Annotated in this window: 15 protein-coding genes; 6 read left to right on the top strand and 9 right to left on the bottom strand. The window is 58.2% G+C overall.

Annotation, left to right across the window (positions count from 1 at the left end):
* Nucleotides 1-119: 119 nt before the first annotated feature.
* The 5 genes from cimA to ilvD form a co-directional block, all read right to left on the bottom strand.
* The gene (cimA, locus tag DSCA_RS06950) at nt 120-1787 is read right to left on the bottom strand and encodes a citramalate synthase (RefSeq protein WP_155315734.1); all 1668 of its coding nucleotides are present in this window, start codon (nt 1785-1787) and stop codon (nt 120-122) included.
* 66 nt (nt 1788-1853) lie between these two features.
* Complete coding sequence (gene ilvC / locus DSCA_RS06945) at nt 1854-2906, bottom strand: ketol-acid reductoisomerase (protein WP_155315733.1); 1053 nt, start codon at nt 2904-2906, stop codon at nt 1854-1856.
* 108 nt (nt 2907-3014) lie between these two features.
* Complete coding sequence (gene ilvN, locus DSCA_RS06940) at nt 3015-3503, bottom strand: acetolactate synthase small subunit (protein ID WP_155315732.1); 489 nt, start codon at nt 3501-3503, stop codon at nt 3015-3017.
* 16 nt (nt 3504-3519) lie between these two features.
* The gene (gene ilvB / locus DSCA_RS06935; protein WP_155315731.1) at nt 3520-5205 is read right to left on the bottom strand and encodes a biosynthetic-type acetolactate synthase large subunit; all 1686 of its coding nucleotides are present in this window, start codon (nt 5203-5205) and stop codon (nt 3520-3522) included.
* Nucleotides 5206-5291: 86 nt separating this feature from the next.
* Nucleotides 5292-6959 carry a dihydroxy-acid dehydratase gene (gene ilvD, locus DSCA_RS06930; RefSeq protein WP_155315730.1) on the bottom strand — a complete coding sequence of 556 codons (1668 nt, stop codon included), beginning with the start codon at nt 6957-6959 and terminating at the stop codon, nt 5292-5294.
* A gap of 503 nt (nt 6960-7462) precedes the next feature.
* On the opposite strand from ilvD, the gene DSCA_RS06925 reads away from it, so the two are divergent.
* Nucleotides 7463-8029: a YqgE/AlgH family protein gene (locus tag DSCA_RS06925; RefSeq protein WP_155315729.1), complete on the top strand. Its 567-nt coding sequence runs from the start codon at nt 7463-7465 to the stop codon at nt 8027-8029.
* Nucleotides 8030-8169: 140 nt separating this feature from the next.
* On the opposite strand, the gene DSCA_RS31940 is transcribed toward DSCA_RS06925, so the two are convergent.
* The gene (locus DSCA_RS31940; protein ID WP_167527646.1) at nt 8170-8337 is read right to left on the bottom strand and encodes a hypothetical protein; all 168 of its coding nucleotides are present in this window, start codon (nt 8335-8337) and stop codon (nt 8170-8172) included.
* 242 nt (nt 8338-8579) lie between these two features.
* Between DSCA_RS31940 and DSCA_RS06920 the strand changes: the two genes are divergently transcribed.
* Both DSCA_RS06920 and DSCA_RS06915 read left to right on the top strand, forming a co-directional pair.
* Nucleotides 8580-10862, top strand: coding sequence for a dynamin family protein (locus tag DSCA_RS06920; RefSeq protein ID WP_155315728.1), 2283 nt, complete (start codon nt 8580-8582; stop codon nt 10860-10862).
* A gap of 218 nt (nt 10863-11080) precedes the next feature.
* Entirely contained in the window at nt 11081-11869 is a 789-nt protein-coding gene (locus tag DSCA_RS06915) for a ParA family protein (protein ID WP_155315727.1), read from the top strand.
* Between the two features lie 51 nt (nt 11870-11920).
* Here DSCA_RS06915 and DSCA_RS06910 read toward each other — a convergent pair whose 3' ends face one another.
* The 3 genes from DSCA_RS06910 to DSCA_RS06900 all read right to left on the bottom strand — a co-directional run bounded on the left by DSCA_RS06910 (nt 11921) and on the right by DSCA_RS06900 (nt 16488).
* Nucleotides 11921-14374 (bottom strand): heavy metal translocating P-type ATPase, encoded by a 2454-nt coding sequence (locus DSCA_RS06910; protein ID WP_155315726.1) that lies wholly within the window; start codon nt 14372-14374, stop codon nt 11921-11923.
* Nucleotides 14371-14577, bottom strand: a complete 207-nt coding sequence (locus DSCA_RS06905; protein ID WP_155315725.1) for a heavy-metal-associated domain-containing protein — start codon at nt 14575-14577, stop codon at nt 14371-14373. Before DSCA_RS06905 ends, DSCA_RS06910 begins: the two co-directional genes overlap by 4 nt.
* A gap of 171 nt (nt 14578-14748) precedes the next feature.
* Nucleotides 14749-16488 carry a YcaO-like family protein gene (locus DSCA_RS06900; protein ID WP_155315724.1) on the bottom strand — a complete coding sequence of 580 codons (1740 nt, stop codon included), beginning with the start codon at nt 16486-16488 and terminating at the stop codon, nt 14749-14751.
* 619 nt (nt 16489-17107) lie between these two features.
* Here DSCA_RS06900 and DSCA_RS06895 point away from each other — a divergent pair.
* From DSCA_RS06895 to dnaG, 3 genes are all read left to right on the top strand, one after another.
* Complete coding sequence (locus DSCA_RS06895) at nt 17108-17398, top strand: hypothetical protein (RefSeq protein ID WP_155315723.1); 291 nt, start codon at nt 17108-17110, stop codon at nt 17396-17398.
* A gap of 105 nt (nt 17399-17503) precedes the next feature.
* Complete coding sequence (gene hisB / locus DSCA_RS06890; protein WP_155315722.1) at nt 17504-18091, top strand: imidazoleglycerol-phosphate dehydratase HisB; 588 nt, start codon at nt 17504-17506, stop codon at nt 18089-18091.
* Nucleotides 18092-18426: 335 nt separating this feature from the next.
* Entirely contained in the window at nt 18427-20241 is a 1815-nt protein-coding gene (dnaG, locus tag DSCA_RS06885; protein ID WP_167527645.1) for a DNA primase, read from the top strand.
* Nucleotides 20242-20346: the final 105 nt, after the last annotated feature.

The following is a 20346-nucleotide window of genomic DNA, read 5'->3' as shown; positions in this document are numbered from 1 at the left end:
ATCAGGCAATGCAGAGTGCGCGCCGCGGGTGATGGCGGTCTGCCTTTCCCGCGGCGTCAGTACCTTCCTTGGTGGGTTTCATTATTCCGTCATTCCTCGTCATAAGGGTTGGTCAACGGTCACGCGATGCACGACATGGACCATCCCAGTTTTAAATTCCTGGCAACGGCGCTGCCGGGTTTCGGCAATTTGCCTGCCTGTCTGGCTTCTTTGGCCAGTTTGAACTGGAAACTGTCGGCCAGGGCATGCCAGCTGGCTTCGATGATGTCTTCGGAGACGCCGATGGTGCTCCAGATCTGGTCCTGATCCCGGGATTCAATAAAGACACGGACCTTGGCTTCCGTCCCATCCCGGCCATCCACCACCCTGACCTTGAAGTCGACCAACTGCATGCTGTCCAGGTCCGGGTAGAAATTGCCCAGTGCTTTTCTCAGGGCATTGTCGAGGGCGCTTACCGGACCCAGGCCTTCTGCGGCGGTGATCTCGTGATTGTCGCCCACCGATATTTTGATGGTGGCATGGGCTGAACAGGGCAGGTCCTTGTCCTTTTCGATGGTCACCCGGAAGGATTCCAGGTCGAACAACGGCTTGAACTGTTCGGTGAATTTTTCCAGCATGATCTGGAACGAGCCGTCGGCCACGTCGAACTGGTACCCTTCGTCTTCCATCTGTTTGATGGCCGCCACGATGGTCTTGCTGTCGAAACCGTTGGCGCCGAGGTCCACCCCCATCTCCCTGGCCTTGTACTCCACGTTGCTCTTGCCGGCCAGGTCGGACATGAGCACCCGGCGCTGATTGCCGACGGTTTCCGGGTTCATGTGTTCGTAGGCCCGGGATTCTTTCATGATGGCGCTCACGTGGATGCCGCCTTTGTGGGCGAAGGCGCTGTGCCCCACGAAAGGGCGGGCATTCAGCGGCACAATGTTGGCCGTTTCGCTCACATACCGGGAGAGGCTTTTCAGGCCGCTCAATTTTTCTCCGGGGATGCAGGGACGGTTCATTTTAGCGCTGAGAACAGGGATGATGGTGGTCAGGTCGGCATTGCCGCACCGTTCTCCGTAGCCGTTGATGGTGCCGTGAACCATGACGGCCCCGCAATTGATGGCCGATAAGGCGTTGGCCGCCGCCATGCCGCAGTCGTTGTGGGTATGGATGCCCAGCTTCACCGGCCTTCCATCTCCCACCCGGGTGTTGAGTCTCTCCAGGACTGACCGGCTGATTCCTTCCACCTCGTGGGGCAGGGTGCCGCCGTTGGTGTCGCACAGAACCAGAAAATCAGCGCCGGCGTCGAAGGCTGCCACCAGGGTGTCCAGTGCATAGTCCGGGGAATCCTTGAATCCGTCGAAGAAGTGCTCGGCGTCGTAAATCACTTCCCGATCCCTGCTTTTGAGAAAGGCCACGCTGTCAGCGATCATGGCCAGGTTTTCCTCAAGGGTGTTGTCCATGATCGCCTGCACGTGAAGGGGCCAGCTTTTGCCGAATATCGCCGCCGTTGGCGTGTCGCTTTGAATGATCGCCGTCAGGTTGGGATCGTCGGCGGCTTCGATGCCCGGCTTTCTGGTGGACCCGAAGGCCGTGATGCGGGCCGTTTTAAACTGCTCCCGCTTGGCCAGATCGAAAAAACGGATGTCTCTGGGATTGGATCCGGGCCATCCGCCCTCGATGTAATGGATGCCGATGTCGTCCAGCCGCATGGCGATTTTCAGCTTTTCGTCGGCCGTGAAAGTGACGTTCTCTCCCTGGGTGCCATCTCTCAAGGTGGTGTCATAGATAAGGATCGGTTCCATGATGTTGCTCCTGACACTGCTGCGGACCCGGGGTCCGGGTAAGGTGCTGTCCGGACCCCGAAACCTTTATTTGCGCCTGTTTTCAGGTCGAAGGGCGCGTACCGCGGCACCGGCCCGCCACATTTCAGAATCGTGGATGGTCTTGAGCTCCGCGTCCAGCCGCTCCCGATAGTCCGGGGCACTGTTGCAATCCAGGGTTCGCCGGGTCTCTTCACCGGTGACCACGCTTTGGTAAAGCTGTTCGAACACCGGTGCCACGGCATCCCGGAAGCGGGGGGCCCAGTCCAGGGCGCCACGCTGGGCGGTGGTGCTGCAGTTGGCGTACATCCAGTCCATGCCGTTTTGGGCCACCAGGCGGATCAGGCTCTGGGTCAGTTCTTCGACCGTCTCGTTGAAGGCTTCGCTGGGGCTGTGGCCGTTCTTGCGCAACACCTTGTACTGGGCTTCCATGACACCCGCCAGACAGCCCATGAGTACACCGCGCTCGCCGGTGAGATCACTGTGGACCTCTTTTTCAAAGGTGGTGGGGAACAGGTAGCCGGAGCCGATGGCGATGCCCAGGGCGAGGGTGCGTTCCCTGGCCCGCCCGGTATAGTCCTGATGCACGGCAAAGCTGGAGTTGATGCCGCTGCCATCTAAAAAATTGGTGCGCACGGTGGTGCCGGACCCCTTGGGCGCCGCCAGGATTACGTCCACGTTTTCCGGGGGAACGATTCCGGTCTGATCCCGGTACACGATGCCGAAGCCGTGGGAAAAGTAGAGGGCATCCCCTTCGTCCAGGCAGCTTTTGATGGTGGGCCACATGGCGACCTGGCCGGCGTCTGAGAGCAGGTATTGGATGACCGTGGCCTTTTTGGCGGCTTCTTCGATGGGCAAAAGGGTTTCCCCGGGGACGAACCCGTCGGCGACAGCCTTGTCCCACGACGCGGTGCCCTCCCGCTGGCCCACGATCACGGCAATACCGTTGTCTCGCATGTTCAGCGCCTGTCCCGGACCCTGCACGCCGTAGCCGAGCACGGCGACCGTCTCTTTTTTCAGCACCTCACGCGCCTGCTGGAGGGTAAATTCCTCTGATGTGACCACTTCTTCGATCGTTCCGCCAAAGTCGATATTCGCCATCTGGTACTCCTTGATTGTTTTTTTTTACGCCCGGCTGACATCGGATGCCTGCCGGATCGGTTGGTTTGGTCGACGGTTCATGCCCCGGCGGCATGAGGTGTCGACGGTTCAGCGAGGCTCTCTGAACAGGGCGATGGTGCCTGTCCGGGCGATTTTCTTGATTCCCATGGGTTTGAGCAGGTCGACCAGGGCCTTCATCTTGTCCGCGGTCCCGGTGGCCTCGATAATGTAATACTCGGGGCCCACGTCAACAACCTTGCACCTGAAAATATCCACCATCCGCAGAATCTCGTCACGGTTTTCAGGCTTGGCCCGCACACAGATCAGTGCCATCTCCCGTTGAACCGATCCGGACCCGGTAAGGTCCCTGAGCTTGATCACATTGATGAGTTTTCGAAGCTGCTTTTCGATCTGTTCGACGAGCGGTTCATTGGCTTTGGTGACGATGGTGATCCGTGATACCCGGGGGTCGATGGTCTCAGCCACGCAGAGGCTCTCGATATTGAATCCACGGCCGCTGAACAATCCGACGATGCGGGACAGCACCCCGGGTTCATTGTCCACCAGCATGGTTAAAATGTGTTTTTCTTCCGTCATTGTATTCTTCCCAATCCTAAACCAGCAGCATTTCCGTAATGGGGGCACCGGCCGGAACCATCGGGTAGACGCACTCTTCCCTGGTCACCCTGAAATCCATGATCACCGGGCCGGGGGTTTCAAGGCCCCGGTGCAGAACATCTTCCACTTCGTCCGGCCGGGTGGCCCGCAGTCCAACCGCCCCGAAGGCCTCCGCCAGTTTGACGAAGTCGGGTGCGTGATCCATACAGGTGCAGGCATAGCGTTTGTCGTAGAACAATTCCTGCCATTGGCGGACCATGCCCAGGTAGCAGTTGTTCAGGATCACCACCTTGACCGGCAGGCTGTATTGCATGGCCGTGGCCATTTCCTGGATATTCATCTGAATGCTGCCGTCTCCGGCCACATCCACAACCAGGGCATCGGGAAAGGCCACCTGGGCGCCGATGGCTGCCGGCAGGCCGAAACCCATGGTGCCCAGTCCGCCGGAGGTGACAAAGTGGCCCGGCCGGTCGAAATGATAATACTGGGCCGCCCACATCTGGTTTTGCCCCACTTCCGTGGTGATGATGGCTTTCCCCCGGGTCAGTTCATAGAGCTTTTCGACCACGAACTGGGGCTTGATTTCCTCCTGCTGGTCGTAGGCCAGCTTGTAGTTCTGCTTCCATTCGTCGATCTGATCCAGCCAGGGGCCGCGATTGGCAACCAGCGCGTCCGGATCCTCTTCCGCCAGGTAGGCGTTGATCACTTCCAGACTGCTCTTGCAGTCTCCCACCACAGGGATACTTACCGGCACGTTTTTTCGAATGGAGGTGGGGTCGATGTCGATGTGCACGATTTCAGCCTGGGCGGCAAAGCAATCGGTTTTGCCGGTCACCCGGTCGTCAAAGCGTACACCGATTCCGATCAGCAGGTCGCATTCGGCGGTGCTCATGTTGGCGCGATAAGTGCCATGCATACCGATCATGCCCAGCGAGAGGGGATCCGAACCGGGGAAAGCCCCCAACCCCATGAGGGACATGGTCACCGGAATTTGGGTGGTGTGGGCCAGTCTGGTCAGTTCCCGGGCGCCCTTGGAGAGAATTACGCCGCCACCGGCAAAAATCACCGGCCGCCGGGCGGACTTGATCAGGTCCACCACCTTGCGCAGCTGCTTGGCATTGGGTTTGTAAGTAGGGCTGTAGGACTTGAGGTTGACCCGCTGCCTGGGTTTGAAGCCGGTGGTTGCCTGCTGCACGTTTTTAGGGATGTCCACCAGTACCGGGCCCGGACGGCCGGATCGGGCGATGTGAAAGGCTTCCTTGAGAATCCGCGGCAGCTCTTCCACCGAGGGAACCAGGTAGTTGTGTTTGGTGCAGGGCCGGGTGATGCCGACGATATCCACTTCCTGGAACGCATCGTTGCCGATCAGATGGGTGGGGACCTGGCCGCTGATGATCACCAGGGGGATCGAGTCCATGTATGCGGTGGCCACTCCGGTAACGGCGTTGGTGGCGCCAGGACCGGAGGTGACCAGACAGACGCCGACCTTGCCGGTGACCCGGGCGTAACCGTCGGCGGCATGCACCGCGCCCTGTTCATGGCGCACCAGGTAGTGGCGGATGTCGGTTTTTTCGAGGCTGTCGTGAATGTCGATGGTGGCGCCACCGGGAAATCCGAATATGGAATCGACGCCTTCCTCCTTGAGGACTTCCATCAAAATCTGCGCTCCGGTGAGTTTCATGGGTTTCGTACTCCTTTTTACTGAAGTCCGAGGTTGGAGATCGGAAATCCGACCTCTGTTTTCCGGCTTCTGTCGTCTGTCCTCCGTCATCTGACCACTGCTCCCTGACAGGCCGATGATACCTGGCGGGCGTAGCGGGCCAGGTACCCGTGGCGGATCTTCGGCTCCGGCATCCGCCACTTGGCCATACGCTGGTTGATCTCCTCATCGGCCACCAACAGTGAAACCTTTTTTGAGGGGATGTCGATGGCAATGCGGTCTCCCTCGTTGACGATGGCAATGGTGCCGCCCTGGGCCGCTTCAGGTGAGACGTGCCCGATGGCCGCTCCCCGGGAGCCACCGGAAAAACGGCCGTCGGTAATCAGGGCCACGTGCGCATCCAGGTCCATCCCGGCAATCGCCGAGGTGGGCGTGAGCATTTCGCGCATCCCCGGTCCGCCTTTAGGACCTTCGTAGCGCACGACGACGACATCTCCCCTGTTGATGCGGCCCTCCATGATGGCGGCGGACGCCGCCTCTTCCGAGTCAAAGACCCTGGCCGGTCCTTCATGGCGCATCATTTCCGGGAGCACGGCCGACTGCTTGACCACGCATCCATCCGGTGCCAGGTTGCCGTACAACACGGCCAGGCCGCCCTGCTTGTGGTAGGGGGCATCCGTAGGCCGTATCACGTCGGTGTCAAGAGGGTGGGCAGCAGTGGTGTTTTCGGCGATGGTCGCCCCCGTTACCGTCAGGCAGTCGGAATGGATCAATCTATCCGTCGACAAGATTTTGAGAACCGCACTGATGCCGCCCGCGCGGTTCAGGTCCTGAATATGGTGCGCCCCGCCGGGGCTCAGCGAGCAGATGTGAGGCGTCCGTTCGCTGATCGTGTTGATCATGTTCAGGTCCAGCTGCACGCCGGCCTCTGCGGCAATGGCCGGCAGGTGCAGCACGGTGTTGGTCGAACATCCCAGCGCCATGTCGACGGTCAGCGCGTTGTGAAATGCATCCGGGGTCATGATTCGCCTTGCGGTGATCCCGCGTTTCCACAGGTCCAGGATCTGAAGGCCGGCCTGCTTGGCCAGTCGCACACGGGCGGCATAAACGGCCGGGATGGTGCCATTTCCCGGAAGGCCCATGCCGATTGCTTCGGTCAGACAGTTCATGGAATTGGCCGTGAACATGCCCGCACAGGATCCGCAAGTGGGGCAGGCTGCGTCCTCGATGGCCGCCAGCTGTCCGGGTTCCATCTTACCGGCTTTGACAGCGCCGACGGCTTCAAAAACGGTAATCAGGTCGATTTTACGGCCGGGTTGCTCAGGGTGTTCACCGGCCAGCATGGGACCGCCGCTGACAAAGATGGTGGGCAGGTCCAGGCGTGCGGCAGCCATGAGCATGCCCGGAACGATTTTGTCGCAGTTGGGGATCATTACCATGGCGTCCAGGGCATGGCCGGTGGCCATCACCTCAATGGAGTCGGCGATGAGCTCGCGGCTGGCCAGTGAGTATTTCATGCCGGCATGGTTCATGGCGATGCCGTCGCAGACACCGATGGTGCCGAATTCTACCGGTGTGCCGCCGGCCATATAGATTCCGGCCTTGACCGCCCGGGCGATGGTGTTCAGGTGCACATGCCCGGGAATCGCGGTGTTGAAGGCATTGGCAATCCCGATCAGCGGTCGTTTGATCTCGGCATCCGTGTAGCCGATTGCTTTGAAAAGGGCCCGGTGCGGTGCCCGTTCAATGCCTTTTTTGGCGATGTCGCTTTTCATCCCTCTTTGCGTCCTTTCTGTAAAAAACAAAAAAAATCCGTTATCGCCTCTTTGGGGATAACGGATTTTGCATTTTCCGGTGTTGGCTGTTTTAGGCCGTTATCGCCCCCGTTTCCCCGTCGCGGATAAGGATACCCACTACGAGGATAAGAATAAGACCAATAAGGTTAATAAGGGCGAAACAGCTATTCATTTGTTATCATACCGATTTGATTGTTGTCACACCCCTAACAGCCCGTTTCGGGCAAGTCAAGCTTTTTGTTGCCTTTGCGCCGTTACGCCGTTAAAGTAGACGACACGGGGGCAAACATGACACCGGGTGAAAAATCCAACGGTTTTTCGTGCGGCCATCTCCGCCATTGTGGCGATCGATCAGAACGCCGTACTCCCATTGATTTGCCCACCGTGGGCTTGAACTTTTCACCCAGCCTTCCCGATCAATACGGTTGCTGGCCCAATCAATGACGAATCCGTCAATCATTCAAACGGGGGAGATTCCCACCATGGACCAGACATGGCAATCCTTGAAAGGGCAATTCCTCATGGCGATGCCCGGACTGGGGGACCCCAACTTCTACCAGAGCGTCACCTGTCTGTCCGAGCACAATCCGAAAGGTGCCATGGGCATCGTGATCACCCGCATCCACCCGGAAATCAATGGGCGGATGATTTTTAACGAATTGCGGATCACTGCCGCTGTCGACGCAGAAAAGATTCCTGTTCACATCGGGGGACCGGTTCATTCGAATGAAATTTTTGTTCTCCATGGTGCACCTTTTACCTGGGAAGGCAGCATGATGGTAAACGGAGAAGTTGCCTTGAGCAACTCGCTGGATATCCTTGAAGCCATTGCCATGGGGCGCGGACCTTCCGCATATATCATCGCCCTGGGGTGCGCCGGCTGGGGGCCCGGTCAACTGGAGAGCGAGATTCGCGGCAATGCCTGGATTAACGGTCCCTATTCAAAATCGATTGCCTTTGAAATGGAAGTGGAAAGGCGGTGGGAAGCCGCCATGCAGGGAATCGGGATCGACCCTGCGCTGCTTTCCGATACGGCCGGCCATGCCTGATGGACAAGCATGAGGGGATTCGGCCGTAAAAACGCATCATCTCGTAGGATTATGCTCCACGACCCTGTACGAACGATCCGTGCTGGATAGGGATTGCCGGGATTTGAAGGAAAATCTGGGTAAGGAATTGGAAAGGGGCGTTACTGCGCCCCTTTTTGTTCGGTGGTGTCCTTTTTGGGTTTCTGCTTCGGTTTTTTCTTTTTCAGACAAACCTTGTCTTTTCTGACGAATGCGCAGAGTTTGGGATTGTAGTACTCCTTGCAGTTCAGCGGGTTGTATAATGGGCATTCCGGATGTTTTTCTGACATGTGTCTGGCGTTCCTTATTCTTGATTTGGCGCATTTGAACCGCCCATCTCGTCTCATTTCGAATCGTTGTATATCATTAACTCATAAGATTTACAAGCCATTGTGTTCCTCAGGGGGATGCCGTTATCGGTGGGCGTCCTTGGGTAAGGCTTTGACAATCGCCCCATTTAAAGGTAAAAAACCATGGCCGGCGTCCGGAAGATCCTTCACGGGCGACCGGGTCGTCTTTTCCCGCAATCGTCGTGATCGGAAAAATCGCCAAACTTGAGACAACGATCGACATGGCATCATACGAGACACTGAAGGAACAGCTTACCCGGATCAGCAACGATACGGCCCGTCTTCTCGATGACGCCGAGAAGATTACCGAGCAGACCGATGAGGGCCTTTCCCGCTGGAAAGTCACCTGCCGGACCATTGCCGAGCAGACCTCCGAAGAGACGATGCGCGTGGCCGTTGTCGGTGCCATCAAATCAGGAAAAAGTACTTTTGTGAATACGCTCTTCGGAGGTGATTACCTAAAGCGGGGAGCGGGGGTGGTCACATCCATCGTCACCCGGGTGAGAGCCGGCAGCCGACTGCGGGCCAGCCTCTACTTGAAAAACTGGGATGAAGTGAACCGGGACATCGATGGGGCATCGGTGCTGCTGCCCGCTCACCTCCAGTCAGGCGATGAGCAGTCATTTGACATCCGCCGGGAAAAAGACCGACGGATCCTCGATCAGGCGCTGGCGGACCTGGCGGCCGATCAGCTGATCGCCAATGACACCCGCAGTGCCGGCAGCGTGCTGATGGCTTCCTATCTCAAGGGGTACGACCAGGTGCAACAACTGGTCGAGGCCGACCACGCCACCGTCGTCTTCGAGAACGGCCGGTTCCCCCTGCACCGGGATTTCGTAGGCGATGATGCCATGGCCGTCTATTTGAAAGATGTGTTGCTGGAAATCGATGCGGGGGGGCTTGGCCAAGGGGTGGAGGTTGCCGACTGCCAGGGCAGCGACTCGCCCAACCCGCTGCACCTGGCCATGATTCAGGACTACCTGACCATGGCCCATCTTACGGTTTATGTCATCAGCAGCCGTACCGGACTCCGACAGGCGGATATCCGGTTTCTGTCCATGATCCGGAAGATGGGAATCCTTGACAGCGTCGTGTTCGTGGTGAACTGCGATCTCAGTGAGCATGATTCCCTTTCGGACCTTTCCGGGGGGATTCAAAAAATAGAAGCGGAATTGCGCCTGATCCACCCGAATCCTGAGACCTTTACCTATTCGGCCCTGTTTTTTCTCATGTCCCAGATGGAATCCGATCTGTCCCGGAGGGACCGGGACCGTTTCGACCATTGGCGCCGCGAAACGGACATGATTGAATTCATTGAAACAGAGCGGATCCGCTTTCACCGGTTTCTGGAAAAGAAAATCAGCCGGGAGCGCAGCACGTTACTGCTTAAAAACCATCTTGAACGATTGGAAATTGTGGCCGGGGGGCTTGGCAACTGGATTGCTTTCAATCGGGACCTGCTGACCCGCGACGCCGGTGGTGCCCGGGAACTGGGCGATCGCGTCTACGGTCAGCGGGACCGCCTGGACCGCCTGAAGGTGACCGTCAAAAACACCATGGGCGGGGCTGTCAGCCAGGTCAAAGGTGAATTGAAAACCGCCATTGACCGGTTCTTCGATGCGCATGCCGATGGTGTCGTCGACGGGGTTGTCCGTTTTATCCGCAGTTATCAGGTGGAGATGCAGCGCTACGAAGACAGCCTGGTCAGCGCGGGATTTGCCAACACCCTGTACACGGTCTTTCAGGAATTCCGGCAGGCGGTGGATGCGCACATGGCCGAAATCGTCAATCCCCAGGTCATCCGTTTTATCAAGGCGCAGGAAAAGAAACTCATGGGCTATCTGGATGAGATGGCCGGGCCATACGGCGGCATGATTGACGAGGCTCTGGCCCGGTACGCCGATGCCGTGGACAATGGAAGCCACTTCCTGCAACCGGCGGCATCACCGATTCGCATCGGAGCGGAGCTGGAAGCGATCCGCAAGATGGCCGGCCTGTCGCTGCCGCCGGCGGCGGCCACCATGCGCTACTCCACCCAGATCAAAACCGAAGCGGTCATGCGGTTCGGTTTTTACAAGATCGTCAACCTGTTCAGAAAAGCATTTAAGAAATCGGGGGACAAGGCCCACCACGAGCAGTTTCTGGCGCTCATGTCAGGGGTCAAGCGGATGAAGCGTGAGACGGAGCGATCCATCTTGTTTCATCTGAAAGACTACAAGGAAAACATCAAGTTCCAGTACATGCTCAAACTGGCCGATGCTGCCGCCGAGGCCTTGTATCGCCAATTGCTGGAGCGGTTCCAACACCACGGTGCCGACCTGTCCCGGCTGGTGGCGTTGATCCAGGCCCGGCGGCTGGACAGGGAAAAGGTCGTTGCGTCCCTGGACCATATGAAAGCGTCCTCCCGGTCTCTCCAGGAGAAGATCGGCCACCTCAAAAGGGAGCTTCGGCAGCTGGACGCCTGACGGTATCATCTTGCAACCATGCCGGCCAGTGGCCGGTCACTGCCATAATGGGTGCCCATCCATAAATGGCAAATTTGCCCGATACCTGCGTTGCGCTCAAAATTTTATCCTCGGAATATCGACCATATGCCTGCGGTAAAATTTTTCGCCCGCCTTGATCTCGGCCAAATTCGCCTGTTTCTGGACGAACACCAACAATACAACGGAGGGGAGACGGGATGGCCCAAAAGAAAACCAGAGCAATCGCGGTGGCAAACGAGAAAGGTGGCGTGGGAAAAACCGTGACGGTGATCAACCTGGCGGCAGCGTTGACCCTGGCCAACCAGTCCGTCCTTGTGGTGGACATGGACCCGCAGGCCAATGCCACCCGAGGGCTGGGCGTTGTCCCTGACGACGACCTTCCTTCGGTTTACGACCTGATCATGAACAATGGCCGAAAGGCGGTTGAGGAGACGGTGGTGACCAGCCGGTGGGAGGGGCTGGACCTGATTCCCTCCCATGTGGATCTTTCCGGCGCCGAAGTGGAACTGGTCGACGCCGAAGGTCGTGAAAACCGGCTGAAGGATGCCCTGGCTCCGGTTGCCGGTCGTTACGATTTTATTTTGATGGATACCCCACCCAGCCTTTCTCTGCTTACCGTCAATGTCTTCTCGTTTGCTTCGGAGGTGCTGGTTCCCTGTCAGACCCACCCCTATGCATTCGGTGCCCTCGCCGAATTGTTTGACACCGTGGATGCGGTGCGTGAAGAGATCAATCCCGGACTGTTCATATCGGGCATCATTCCCACCCTGGTGGACCTGCGCACCCGGGTGGCCAATGTCGTCATGGACCGGCTGAAAACCGACGAACGGTATCGCGACCTGGTGTTCGATACCGCCATTCGCAACAACACCACGATTGCCGAAAGTGCCGAGGTGGGAAGGCCGGTGGTGTTCTACCGCCGCAGCAGCCATGGTGCCATCGACTACAATGATCTGGCCGACGAGCTGCTCTCGCGAAGCGCATAGAAAAAAAGAAGTTCTGCCTTGCCCCGCCATGAACGCCCTGGTCGGCAGCTATCAGCTATCAGCTATTTTTGTCCGATAAAGCCTGAGACTGTTGGACACCACCGATATGCTTGAAAAGGCCATGGCCAGGGCGGCCAGGATGGGGTGCAGTTGCCGCAGCATCATGGGCAGGCTCTCTACGGGGTAGAGGGCGCCGGCGGCCACAGGGATCAGGACGGCGTTGTAGAAGAAGGCCCAGAAGAGGTTCTGGCGGATGGTCGCCATGGTGGCCCGGCTGAGCGCAATGGCCCGAGGAACCCCGGTGAGCGACCCCGCCGACAGGATCACCTCCGCCGTTTCGATGGCCACGTCGGTGCCCGTGCCGATGGCGAACCCCACGTCGGCCTGGGCCAGTGCGGGTGCATCGTTGATACCGTCTCCCACCATGGCCACGGTTTTTCCCGTCGCCTGAAGTCCTTTGACCCGCAACGCTTTGTCTTCCGGCCGCACCTCGGCCTCCACGTGATCCACACCGGCCTGGCGGCCAATGGTTTCGGCCGCCTGGCGGTTGTCTCCGGTGAGCATCACGGTTTCCAGGCCCATCCGTTTCAGCCCGGCTATGGCCGACGGGGAGTCGGCCTTGATTTGATCGGACACGCAGATCAACCCCAGCAGACGATCCGCTTCACCGGCCACCATGACGGTTTTCCCCTGGGACTGAAAATCCACGATTCTTCCGGCCAGTTCTCTGGAGATCATTCCGGAAGGCCCGTCAAACCAGTGGGGCTTGCCGACCCTGATGGCGCGCCCCTTGACCTGACCCGTCACCCCGTGACCGCCATGGGCCTGGAATGCCTTCGGCGCCACCAGCGTCAGACCGGATTCCTTTGCTTTTTGGACGATGGCCCGACCCAGGGGGTGCTCCGATCCTTTTTCCACAGACGCTGCCAGCACCATGAGCTCCTCGCTTGTTACGCCGCCGTCCGTATCGGGGACCAGGTCGGTGACCACCGGTTTGCCTTCGGTGACGGTGCCGGTTTTGTCCAGAACGACAGTGGTCAACCGGGTGGCTTCCTCCAGCGCACGGCTGTTTTTGAAGAGCATGCCCCGTTCGGCACCCTTGCCGGTGCCGGCCATGATAGCGGTCGGGGTGGCCAGACCGAGGGCGCAGGGGCAGGCGATGACCAGGACGGCAACCATCCGGATCATGGCGGTCACAAAGTCGCCGGCGGCGACCCACCAGACGATGAAAACCAGAACGGCAATCAGGATGATGGCCGGGACGAACACGGCGGCGACCCGATCGGCCAGAGCCTGGATGGGGGCCTTGCTGCCCTGGGCCTCCTGCACCAGGCGGATAATCTGGGCCAGGGCGGTTTCCCGACCCACCCGGGTGGCCCTGAAGCCGATGATCCCCTGGCCGTTGATGGTTCCGGCAGCCACCGTGTCACCGGCTTTTTTGTCAACCGGGATCGGTTCACCGGTGAGCATGGATTCGTCCACGGACGAGGCGCCATCGGTCACCTGGCCGTCTACGGGGATGCGTTCGCCGGGTCGGACCAGCAGGGCATCACCGACGCACACCTTGTCAATGGGGATTTCGTATTCCTTTTCATCCCTGATTACCGTGGCGGTTTTGGGGCGCAGCCCCATGAGCTTACGGATTGCGCTGCCGGTTTTTCCCTTGGTGCGAGCTTCGAGCAGTTTGCCCATTTTAATCAGGGTGATAATGACCGCCGAGGTCTCGAAGTAGACATGCCCGCCCAACCCGGGAAGCAGCAGCACGGCCAGGGAATAGGCAAAGGCGGTGGAAGACCCCATGGCGACCAGCACATCCATGTTCGCGCTTTTGTTGCGCAGGCTTTTTAGGCCGCTCACATAGAAGTCCCAGCCGGTATAAAACTGGACCGGTGTGGCCAAGCACAGGAAAAGCCAGTTCATCCACGGCTGGTGGCTCCACGGTCCGGTGAGGCCAAAATCCCTGGCCATGCTGATTACAAACAAGGGCAGGGCAAAAGCGATGCCGATCCGGAATTTGCGTGTCTGTTCACGAATTTCCCGCTGTCTGGCCCGGGCTTCCGCGTCTTCGGGGGCCCCATCGGCATCGATCAGGGCCCCGAATCCAGCCTTTGCGACTGCGGCTGCCAAATCGTCAGGGGTTGCCATGGAAGGCAGATAGTCGACCGTTGCCCGTTCCGCGGCAAAGTTGACGGCGGCGGCAACCACTCCGGGCACTTTTCTCCCTAAAGCGCGCTCCAGGTTCATGGCGCAATTGGCGCAGGTCATTCCGGTGACTGGAAAATCGATGCGGGCCGAGGTGACCGCGAAACCCATTTTTTCGACCTGCCGGATCAAATCACCCGTGGAGGCAGAATCGGGATCGACGACCACCGATGCCTGCTCGGTGGCAACGTTGACATTGGCCTCGCTGACGCCGGGGAGTTTTTTGAGGCCGCGGGAGATGTTCATGGCGCAGTTGGCGCAGGTCATCCCCGTAATGGGAAGAATGACGGTCTGGCGGCTCATGTCCGGGCCGGGTAATTGATTTCGGTCAGGGCGGCGCGGATACGCTCAAGGGTTGTCGGGGCGTCCCATTGGACGGTGACGGTTTTATCCTCCGCGTCCGCCTTGACCGAGTTGACGCCTTCCATTTCGGTCAGTTCGTTTTCGATGGCCGACACGCAGTGGCCACAGGAAATATTGGGGACGGTCAGTGTTGCTTTGGTCATAGCTGCCTCCTTTCATGTTCATGCGGGTTTTACTTGCGGTTTAAGTTAAGGTGGCAAATTAAATATGGCAAGGCGCCTATGAGAAAAGATCACGTTGCCGAGTGAACATAATCGTCCGGAAACCGGCGATCAGCCGAAGGCGGTCAGATTTCGGACGTCGGTCCTCCGTCGTCAGTTTTCACCGGTTAGCCGGTTCAGATTGTCCCGTGCAAAATCGATGGACGGATCCAGTTCCAGGGCCAGCCGGTAATACCGGACCGCCTCGTCTTTTTTCCCCATGTCCCGGTAGTTGGAGGCGATGTTGGCATAATCGATGGCCGAACCGGGATCCAGATCGATGACTTTTTCGAAATTGTGGATGGCGGCTTCGTGCTCCTTGCGCATGAAGTGGCAAAATCCCATGAGGTTATAGATGTCGGTTCTTTCCTGATCCAGGGCCTCTCCTTTGGCCAGCACGGCAAGGGCTTCGGCATAGTCGCCCCTTTCCTTGTGGCAGACGCCCATGTAAGAGTATATGCTGGGAATATCCTGATCTGCCGGTGAAAGGTCCAATGCCCTGGAAAAATGGGACAGCGCCGTTTCCGGATCGTTACGCTCCAAGTGGCAGTTGCCCAGGTAGAACTGGATGAAATATTTGCCGGGCAGCAATCGCTCCATCTCCAACAACCTGCCGATGGCCTCATCCGTTCCGAAACGTTCCATGGTCAGTTTGGCGGCAAACATGGCCACACTGGTGCCGGCGGCGCGCTCCCGGAAATGGGTGCCCGGTACGATGGTGTAGAAGGCCGGCACGGCCAGCTGGGGGTGCGTGGTGTCGACCACCAGTACTTCCAAATCCCTTCGGGAAAGGGCCTGGACGCAGGCTTCCACCTCATTGCGTATATTCGGGTTTGAAATATCGGGCAGGTCGGCCAGACGGATGGGGCCGGGGGCGTTGATCACATAGTCTGCATCTTCCAGCCGGGTGAACTTGGGCAGGCCCGAGGCCACGTAGTTGGAGCCGGAATTGAAATCGCCGGCCAGCTGGGCGACTTCGGTCAGGGCCCGGCTCAGGGCTTTTTCAGGACCGGGGGTGGTGCCGGCCGTCCAGACAATTTCGCTTTTGGCTGGGAACGAGTCCGGATCGTAGGCCAGAACCCCCACGGAAGGGATTCCCATATCCAGGGTAAAATCGGTGATGGTTAACCGGATGCCCGCTTGATCATACTTGGCCAGCATCTGCCGGACCAGCCGGTCCGTTGACGACGCCGGGTCGATCAGCGGTGTGGAAATCTGCCCGCGGCTGATTACCGAAGAGACGTGGCGTTCGACGATTTCACAGATGCCCTGGCTCAAGGCCTCTTCCACGCAGTTGCCGGCCGAAGGGCCGTTGAAGGCGTTGATGGCATAAAACCAGTCCAGCGGCACCATCACCTCTTTCTCCCGGGTAAGGCTCCAGGCACCGGTCCATCTCAACGGGAGGGAGTCAAAAATCTGTCTGGAGACCTCCAGATCCCCGGATTCGTCGTGCACCGAACGGGCGATCTGGTCAAAGGAGATGGCGTTGTCGGCAAACTGCGCGGCGGTTCCCAGCCGGGTGTGCTCGTGGTTTTGGTAGAAGCTGAAAAAACTAAACCGTTCGGCCAGCTCCATCACCGCGCTGGCTTCAGCCTGGGCCGGGGTCGCGCCCTTTCCCATTTGCTTCTTGGTGCCGATGACGGCCCGGGCATCATGGCCGCAGGTGCTGAAGAAGACAGGGATATCCAGCCGGCCGTTGTCAATTCGCGTGGTCCGGTCCAGAATTTTCAAATCCATGGTCGTCATCCGCTGTTTGACCCTGGCCACGGTCTCTTCGGGCCGCAGAACTTTATCCTGATCGTCGGTCGCCTGCTTGAAGGCGTCCGTCATTTTTATGGGGCCTGTACGCTTCATTACCTCTCCTTGGCTGAGCGCTGATCGTGCTTGGCACGAGGCGCATGAATGGCGTTTTCATCCAGCTGACAGGCTGACGCGCGATGTCGTCTGATCGATGGATGAACATCAAAATTGAACCCGGAATATAAGCATGCCTTTCCCCTTGTGTCCATCCGGAAATGTCGGATCATGGCTCAGGGCGGACCTGAAAGGGCTGAACGTGAGGAAGTGATGCGGGCCTGCTTCCCCGTTTTAAGGCCTCCTGACGCGAAGACGCCCATCCGCAGATTTCTTCCGACCGGGAGACCCCTGCCGTGGACGACAGACCAGGGCCTCTTATTTCCTGGGGCGTTTCCAGTGATGGCGCCAATCTGGCCACCATGGGTCGAAGGCTTGCTTTCATTTAAATTTCAGGGTAATATGGCTTCCGAAAGTGGTCGATTGGGTGTCCCGCGATGTGGGGGGGCAAGACACGGGCACCTCTGATGTAAAACCAGACGTCCCGCAGGAATCCCGGCAAGACGTTTCTGCCTCTCGGGGGCGTTCTTGGGTTGCATGCGTGGATAGACCAGGGAATATTTCAACCCTATCGGGTCCTGTCGGTCCCTCGCCGACAACAGGACCGCCTGTTGCAGCCATGCCCGAATCCATAAAAGAACCCCGAATTATCGACTATGGCGGTCGCCGGCGACAATTCGACCGGCGGTTGTCCCCCGAACGGCCGACGGTGCCGGATGTCCGTTCCGGTCGGCAACGCAGAAGCGGCTTCGACCGGCGAAGCATCAAAAACAACGCCCGGTTCAAGGTCAGGATCGAGCGGCGCCTGGATTTTGAGCGATTCAGAGAAATGATTCCCGAGGAGGAGAAAATCCCGGAAGCGCAGATGATCCTCATTGACAACACGGGTGATACCAGCGATGACCGCTGAGCCGGCGTGTGCAGCGACGGTCAAGAAATTGTGCGCTGTCGCCGGCATGTGCCTCACGGTCAGCCAAAAACCAACGAATGCCTATCTTTACCAAGGAGAACCGCCATGACCCGGACGTGCCGGATCGAACGAAAAACATCGGAGACCCAGATTCGGGTTGAACTGGATCTGGACGGGCAGGGTGCGGCCGATATCAACACCGGCATCGCGTTTTTCGATCACATGCTGACCCTGTTTTGCGTCCATGGCGGATTTGACCTGGAAGTTCTGGCCAACGGCGACCTGGACGTGGATTACCACCACACCGTTGAAGATGTGGCGCTGGTTCTGGGAGAGGCCGTATCCACTGCCCTGGACAATCGGTTCGGCATCCGCCGATACGGATTTGCAGTGACCCCCATGGACGATGCGCTGGCGGAAGTGGCCATTGACCTGTCCAACCGGCCATTTCTGGTGTACCATGTGCCCACTGCACTGGAATCTCCAGGACGGTTCGACCCGGGGCTGGCCAAAGAGTTTTTCAGGGCCTTTGCCGTCAAGGGCGGCATGAACCTGCACATCAACGTTAAATACGGGGCAAACGAGCACCATGTGCTTGAAGCGGTATACAAATCCGTGGGCCGTGCACTCAAGCAGGCGGTGCTCGTCGACGCAGACCGTAACGGCGTGCGATCCTCGAAGGGAATCCTTTAGTCTGCCGTTCGGGGGATGGGGCTTTAATCCGCTGCGCGGGGCCCTGCGCCTGGATCGGATAACCCGGTTTTACCGGAAATGCGCAATGCAAATCCGGATATCCGGTGTTTTTCCATAAAGTGGCTACTATATATTGACAAAATGGCTCCGGGGAATTAGATTGATTAATTTAAAAAAGGTTGGCCCTATGTACAAGGTAGCTACAGGCGCAGTCCAGGCGTTCAGGCGCTTTTTTCACCGCCAGTCCGGCCCGTGACCGTCTTCGTGTAGAGGATGGCCCAGGTCCACCGGAGCTTGATCGAACCCGAATCCATTTGAAATGGAGGCGGCTTTTCTTGGCGGCGTACATTCCTGACGAAAAAATTACAGCGATCAAGAATGCTTCCGATATTGTTGAGATTGTATCGGAGATCGTATCTCTGCGTCGTGCAGGACGTAACTATGTGGGGCTGTGCCCTTTTCATGCCGAAAAGACCCCCTCCTTCACCGTCAGTCCGGACAAACAGATTTTTTACTGCTTTGGATGCGGCGCCGGCGGCAATGTGTTCAGTTTCCTCATGAAACAAGGTGGCCTTACCTTTCCCGAAGCCGCCAGGGCTCTTGCTCTACGCTACGCGATCGATCTTCCCACGCGGAATCTGTCTCCTCTCGAGAAAAAAAAGTTGACGGAACGGGAAACGATACTAACGCTTAACGACAGAGCCATGTCTTTTTATCACGACTGCCTGCTTTCGGAAGCGCGTGGCAAACAGGCGAAGGCATACCTTTTAAAAAGGGGGATGACAAGGAAGACGATCGACGAATTCAAGCTGGGGTTTGCACCGGACGGCTGGGATCATCTGGTGCGGTATTTCCAGTCGCACAAGAAGCCTCCCCAGATGGCCCTCCAGGCCGGACTGTTCGCTCCCCGCAAAGAAGGCGTGGGGCACTACGACCGGTTTCGGAACCGAATCATCTTTCCCATTTTCAATGAGCAGAATCAGCCGGTGGGGTTCGGTGGACGTGTGATGGACGATTCACTGCCCAAATACCTGAACAGCCCGGAGACACCGGTATACAACAAGAGCCGGTCCCTTTACGGATTGAACCGGGCCCGTCGGCGCTGCCGGGAAACCCGGACCGTACACGTTGTTGAAGGGTATTTTGACCTGCTGGCCATGCACCAGTTCGGCATCGAAAACACGGTGGCAACCCTTGGCACGTCCCTGACGGCCGAGCACGTTCAGCTTCTGAAGGGATTCGTGGGGGAGGGGGGCAAGGCCATTTTGGTCTACGATTCGGACCAGGCGGGCATCAAGGCGGCTCAGCGCAGCGTGGCGGTTTTTCAAAAAGGACTGCTGGCGGCGCGGATTCTGGTTTTGCCCAAAGGCCATGACCCCGATTCGTTTCTCATGGCCTTTGGTCCTGATGATTTCTTGAAGGCTGCGGAAGCGTCCATGGGAATGATTCCGTTTATGATGGAAACGGCCATCGAGAATCATGGGCTGACCATCGACGGCAAGGTTCGCATCGTCAATGAATTGAAACCAGCCATCCATGCCATAGGTGATCCGGTAGCCCGTTCCCTGAGGGTCAAGCACCTGGCAGAGCGAATCGGCGTGGATGAAACGGTTATTCTGCAAAAGATCCGGCATGCGGCCCCAGCCGCTGCCCGGGCAGGTTGGATGAAGGGCCGGCAGGATAGGGACAATGCGCCCCCACCGGCACCGGTTCGTGGGGAAACCTATCGGCTGGAACGACAAATGGTTGCAATGATGCTTCAGTTCCCGGAGATGATCGCCGATATAGAGCGGCGACGGCTCATGGATCATTTCACGGATCCGGCGCTGGCGGAAATCGGCAAAGATATCGTTGCCCATTTCGCCCGAGCCGGCGGCGACATTGCCGGCCTGTTGTCCCGGTGGGAAGACCCTGGAAAGAAAGCGGTGGTCGCGCGTCTGTCATTAACCGATGAACACTGGGACAGGGATGGCTGTACGAGCCTGATCAACCAGTTTGCAGACAGCATCCGCCGCCGGGACAAGGCATTGTTGAAACGTATCGAAGCCGCTGAAAAAAGTGGCGATGTTAACCTCCTGGCCGCATTGTTGCGTGAAAAACAGCATGAGGCCAGGCGAACGGTGGAAAAACAAAGCGGATCGACCCATTGACCGCCCTGCCCATGACATATGTCGGCCGCGAAACGACGCCGCCGGACATGGGAATACAAAACGATCTTCAGGATACAGGCAGCCATTCATGGACGACTGGCATCC

This window comes from Desulfosarcina alkanivorans (genome assembly GCF_009688945.1).
Taxonomy (GTDB): domain Bacteria; phylum Desulfobacterota; class Desulfobacteria; order Desulfobacterales; family Desulfosarcinaceae; genus Desulfosarcina; species Desulfosarcina alkanivorans.
The sequence above is the reverse complement of the archived record's forward strand: the minus strand, read 5'-3'. Positions and strand labels throughout refer to the sequence as shown.

Excerpts from the sequence above, each read along its gene's own strand:
- cimA (WP_155315734.1), bottom strand. The coding sequence starts at position 1,787 with ATGGAACCGATCCTTATCTATGACACCACCTTGAGAGATGGCACCCAG.
- ilvC (WP_155315733.1), bottom strand. The coding sequence starts at position 2,906 with ATGGCGAATATCGACTTTGGCGGAACGATCGAAGAAGTGGTCACATCA.
- ilvN (WP_155315732.1), bottom strand. The coding sequence starts at position 3,503 with ATGACGGAAGAAAAACACATTTTAACCATGCTGGTGGACAATGAACCC.
- ilvB (WP_155315731.1), bottom strand. The coding sequence starts at position 5,205 with ATGAAACTCACCGGAGCGCAGATTTTGATGGAAGTCCTCAAGGAGGAA.
- ilvD (WP_155315730.1), bottom strand. The coding sequence starts at position 6,959 with ATGAAAAGCGACATCGCCAAAAAAGGCATTGAACGGGCACCGCACCGG.
- DSCA_RS06925 (WP_155315729.1), top strand. The coding sequence starts at position 7,463 with ATGGACCAGACATGGCAATCCTTGAAAGGGCAATTCCTCATGGCGATG.
- DSCA_RS31940 (WP_167527646.1), bottom strand. The coding sequence starts at position 8,337 with ATGTCAGAAAAACATCCGGAATGCCCATTATACAACCCGCTGAACTGC.
- DSCA_RS06915 (WP_155315727.1), top strand. The coding sequence starts at position 11,081 with ATGGCCCAAAAGAAAACCAGAGCAATCGCGGTGGCAAACGAGAAAGGT.
- DSCA_RS06910 (WP_155315726.1), bottom strand. The coding sequence starts at position 14,374 with ATGAGCCGCCAGACCGTCATTCTTCCCATTACGGGGATGACCTGCGCC.
- DSCA_RS06905 (WP_155315725.1), bottom strand. The coding sequence starts at position 14,577 with ATGACCAAAGCAACACTGACCGTCCCCAATATTTCCTGTGGCCACTGC.
- DSCA_RS06900 (WP_155315724.1), bottom strand. The coding sequence starts at position 16,488 with ATGAAGCGTACAGGCCCCATAAAAATGACGGACGCCTTCAAGCAGGCG.
- DSCA_RS06895 (WP_155315723.1), top strand. The coding sequence starts at position 17,108 with ATGCCCGAATCCATAAAAGAACCCCGAATTATCGACTATGGCGGTCGC.
- hisB (WP_155315722.1), top strand. The coding sequence starts at position 17,504 with ATGACCCGGACGTGCCGGATCGAACGAAAAACATCGGAGACCCAGATT.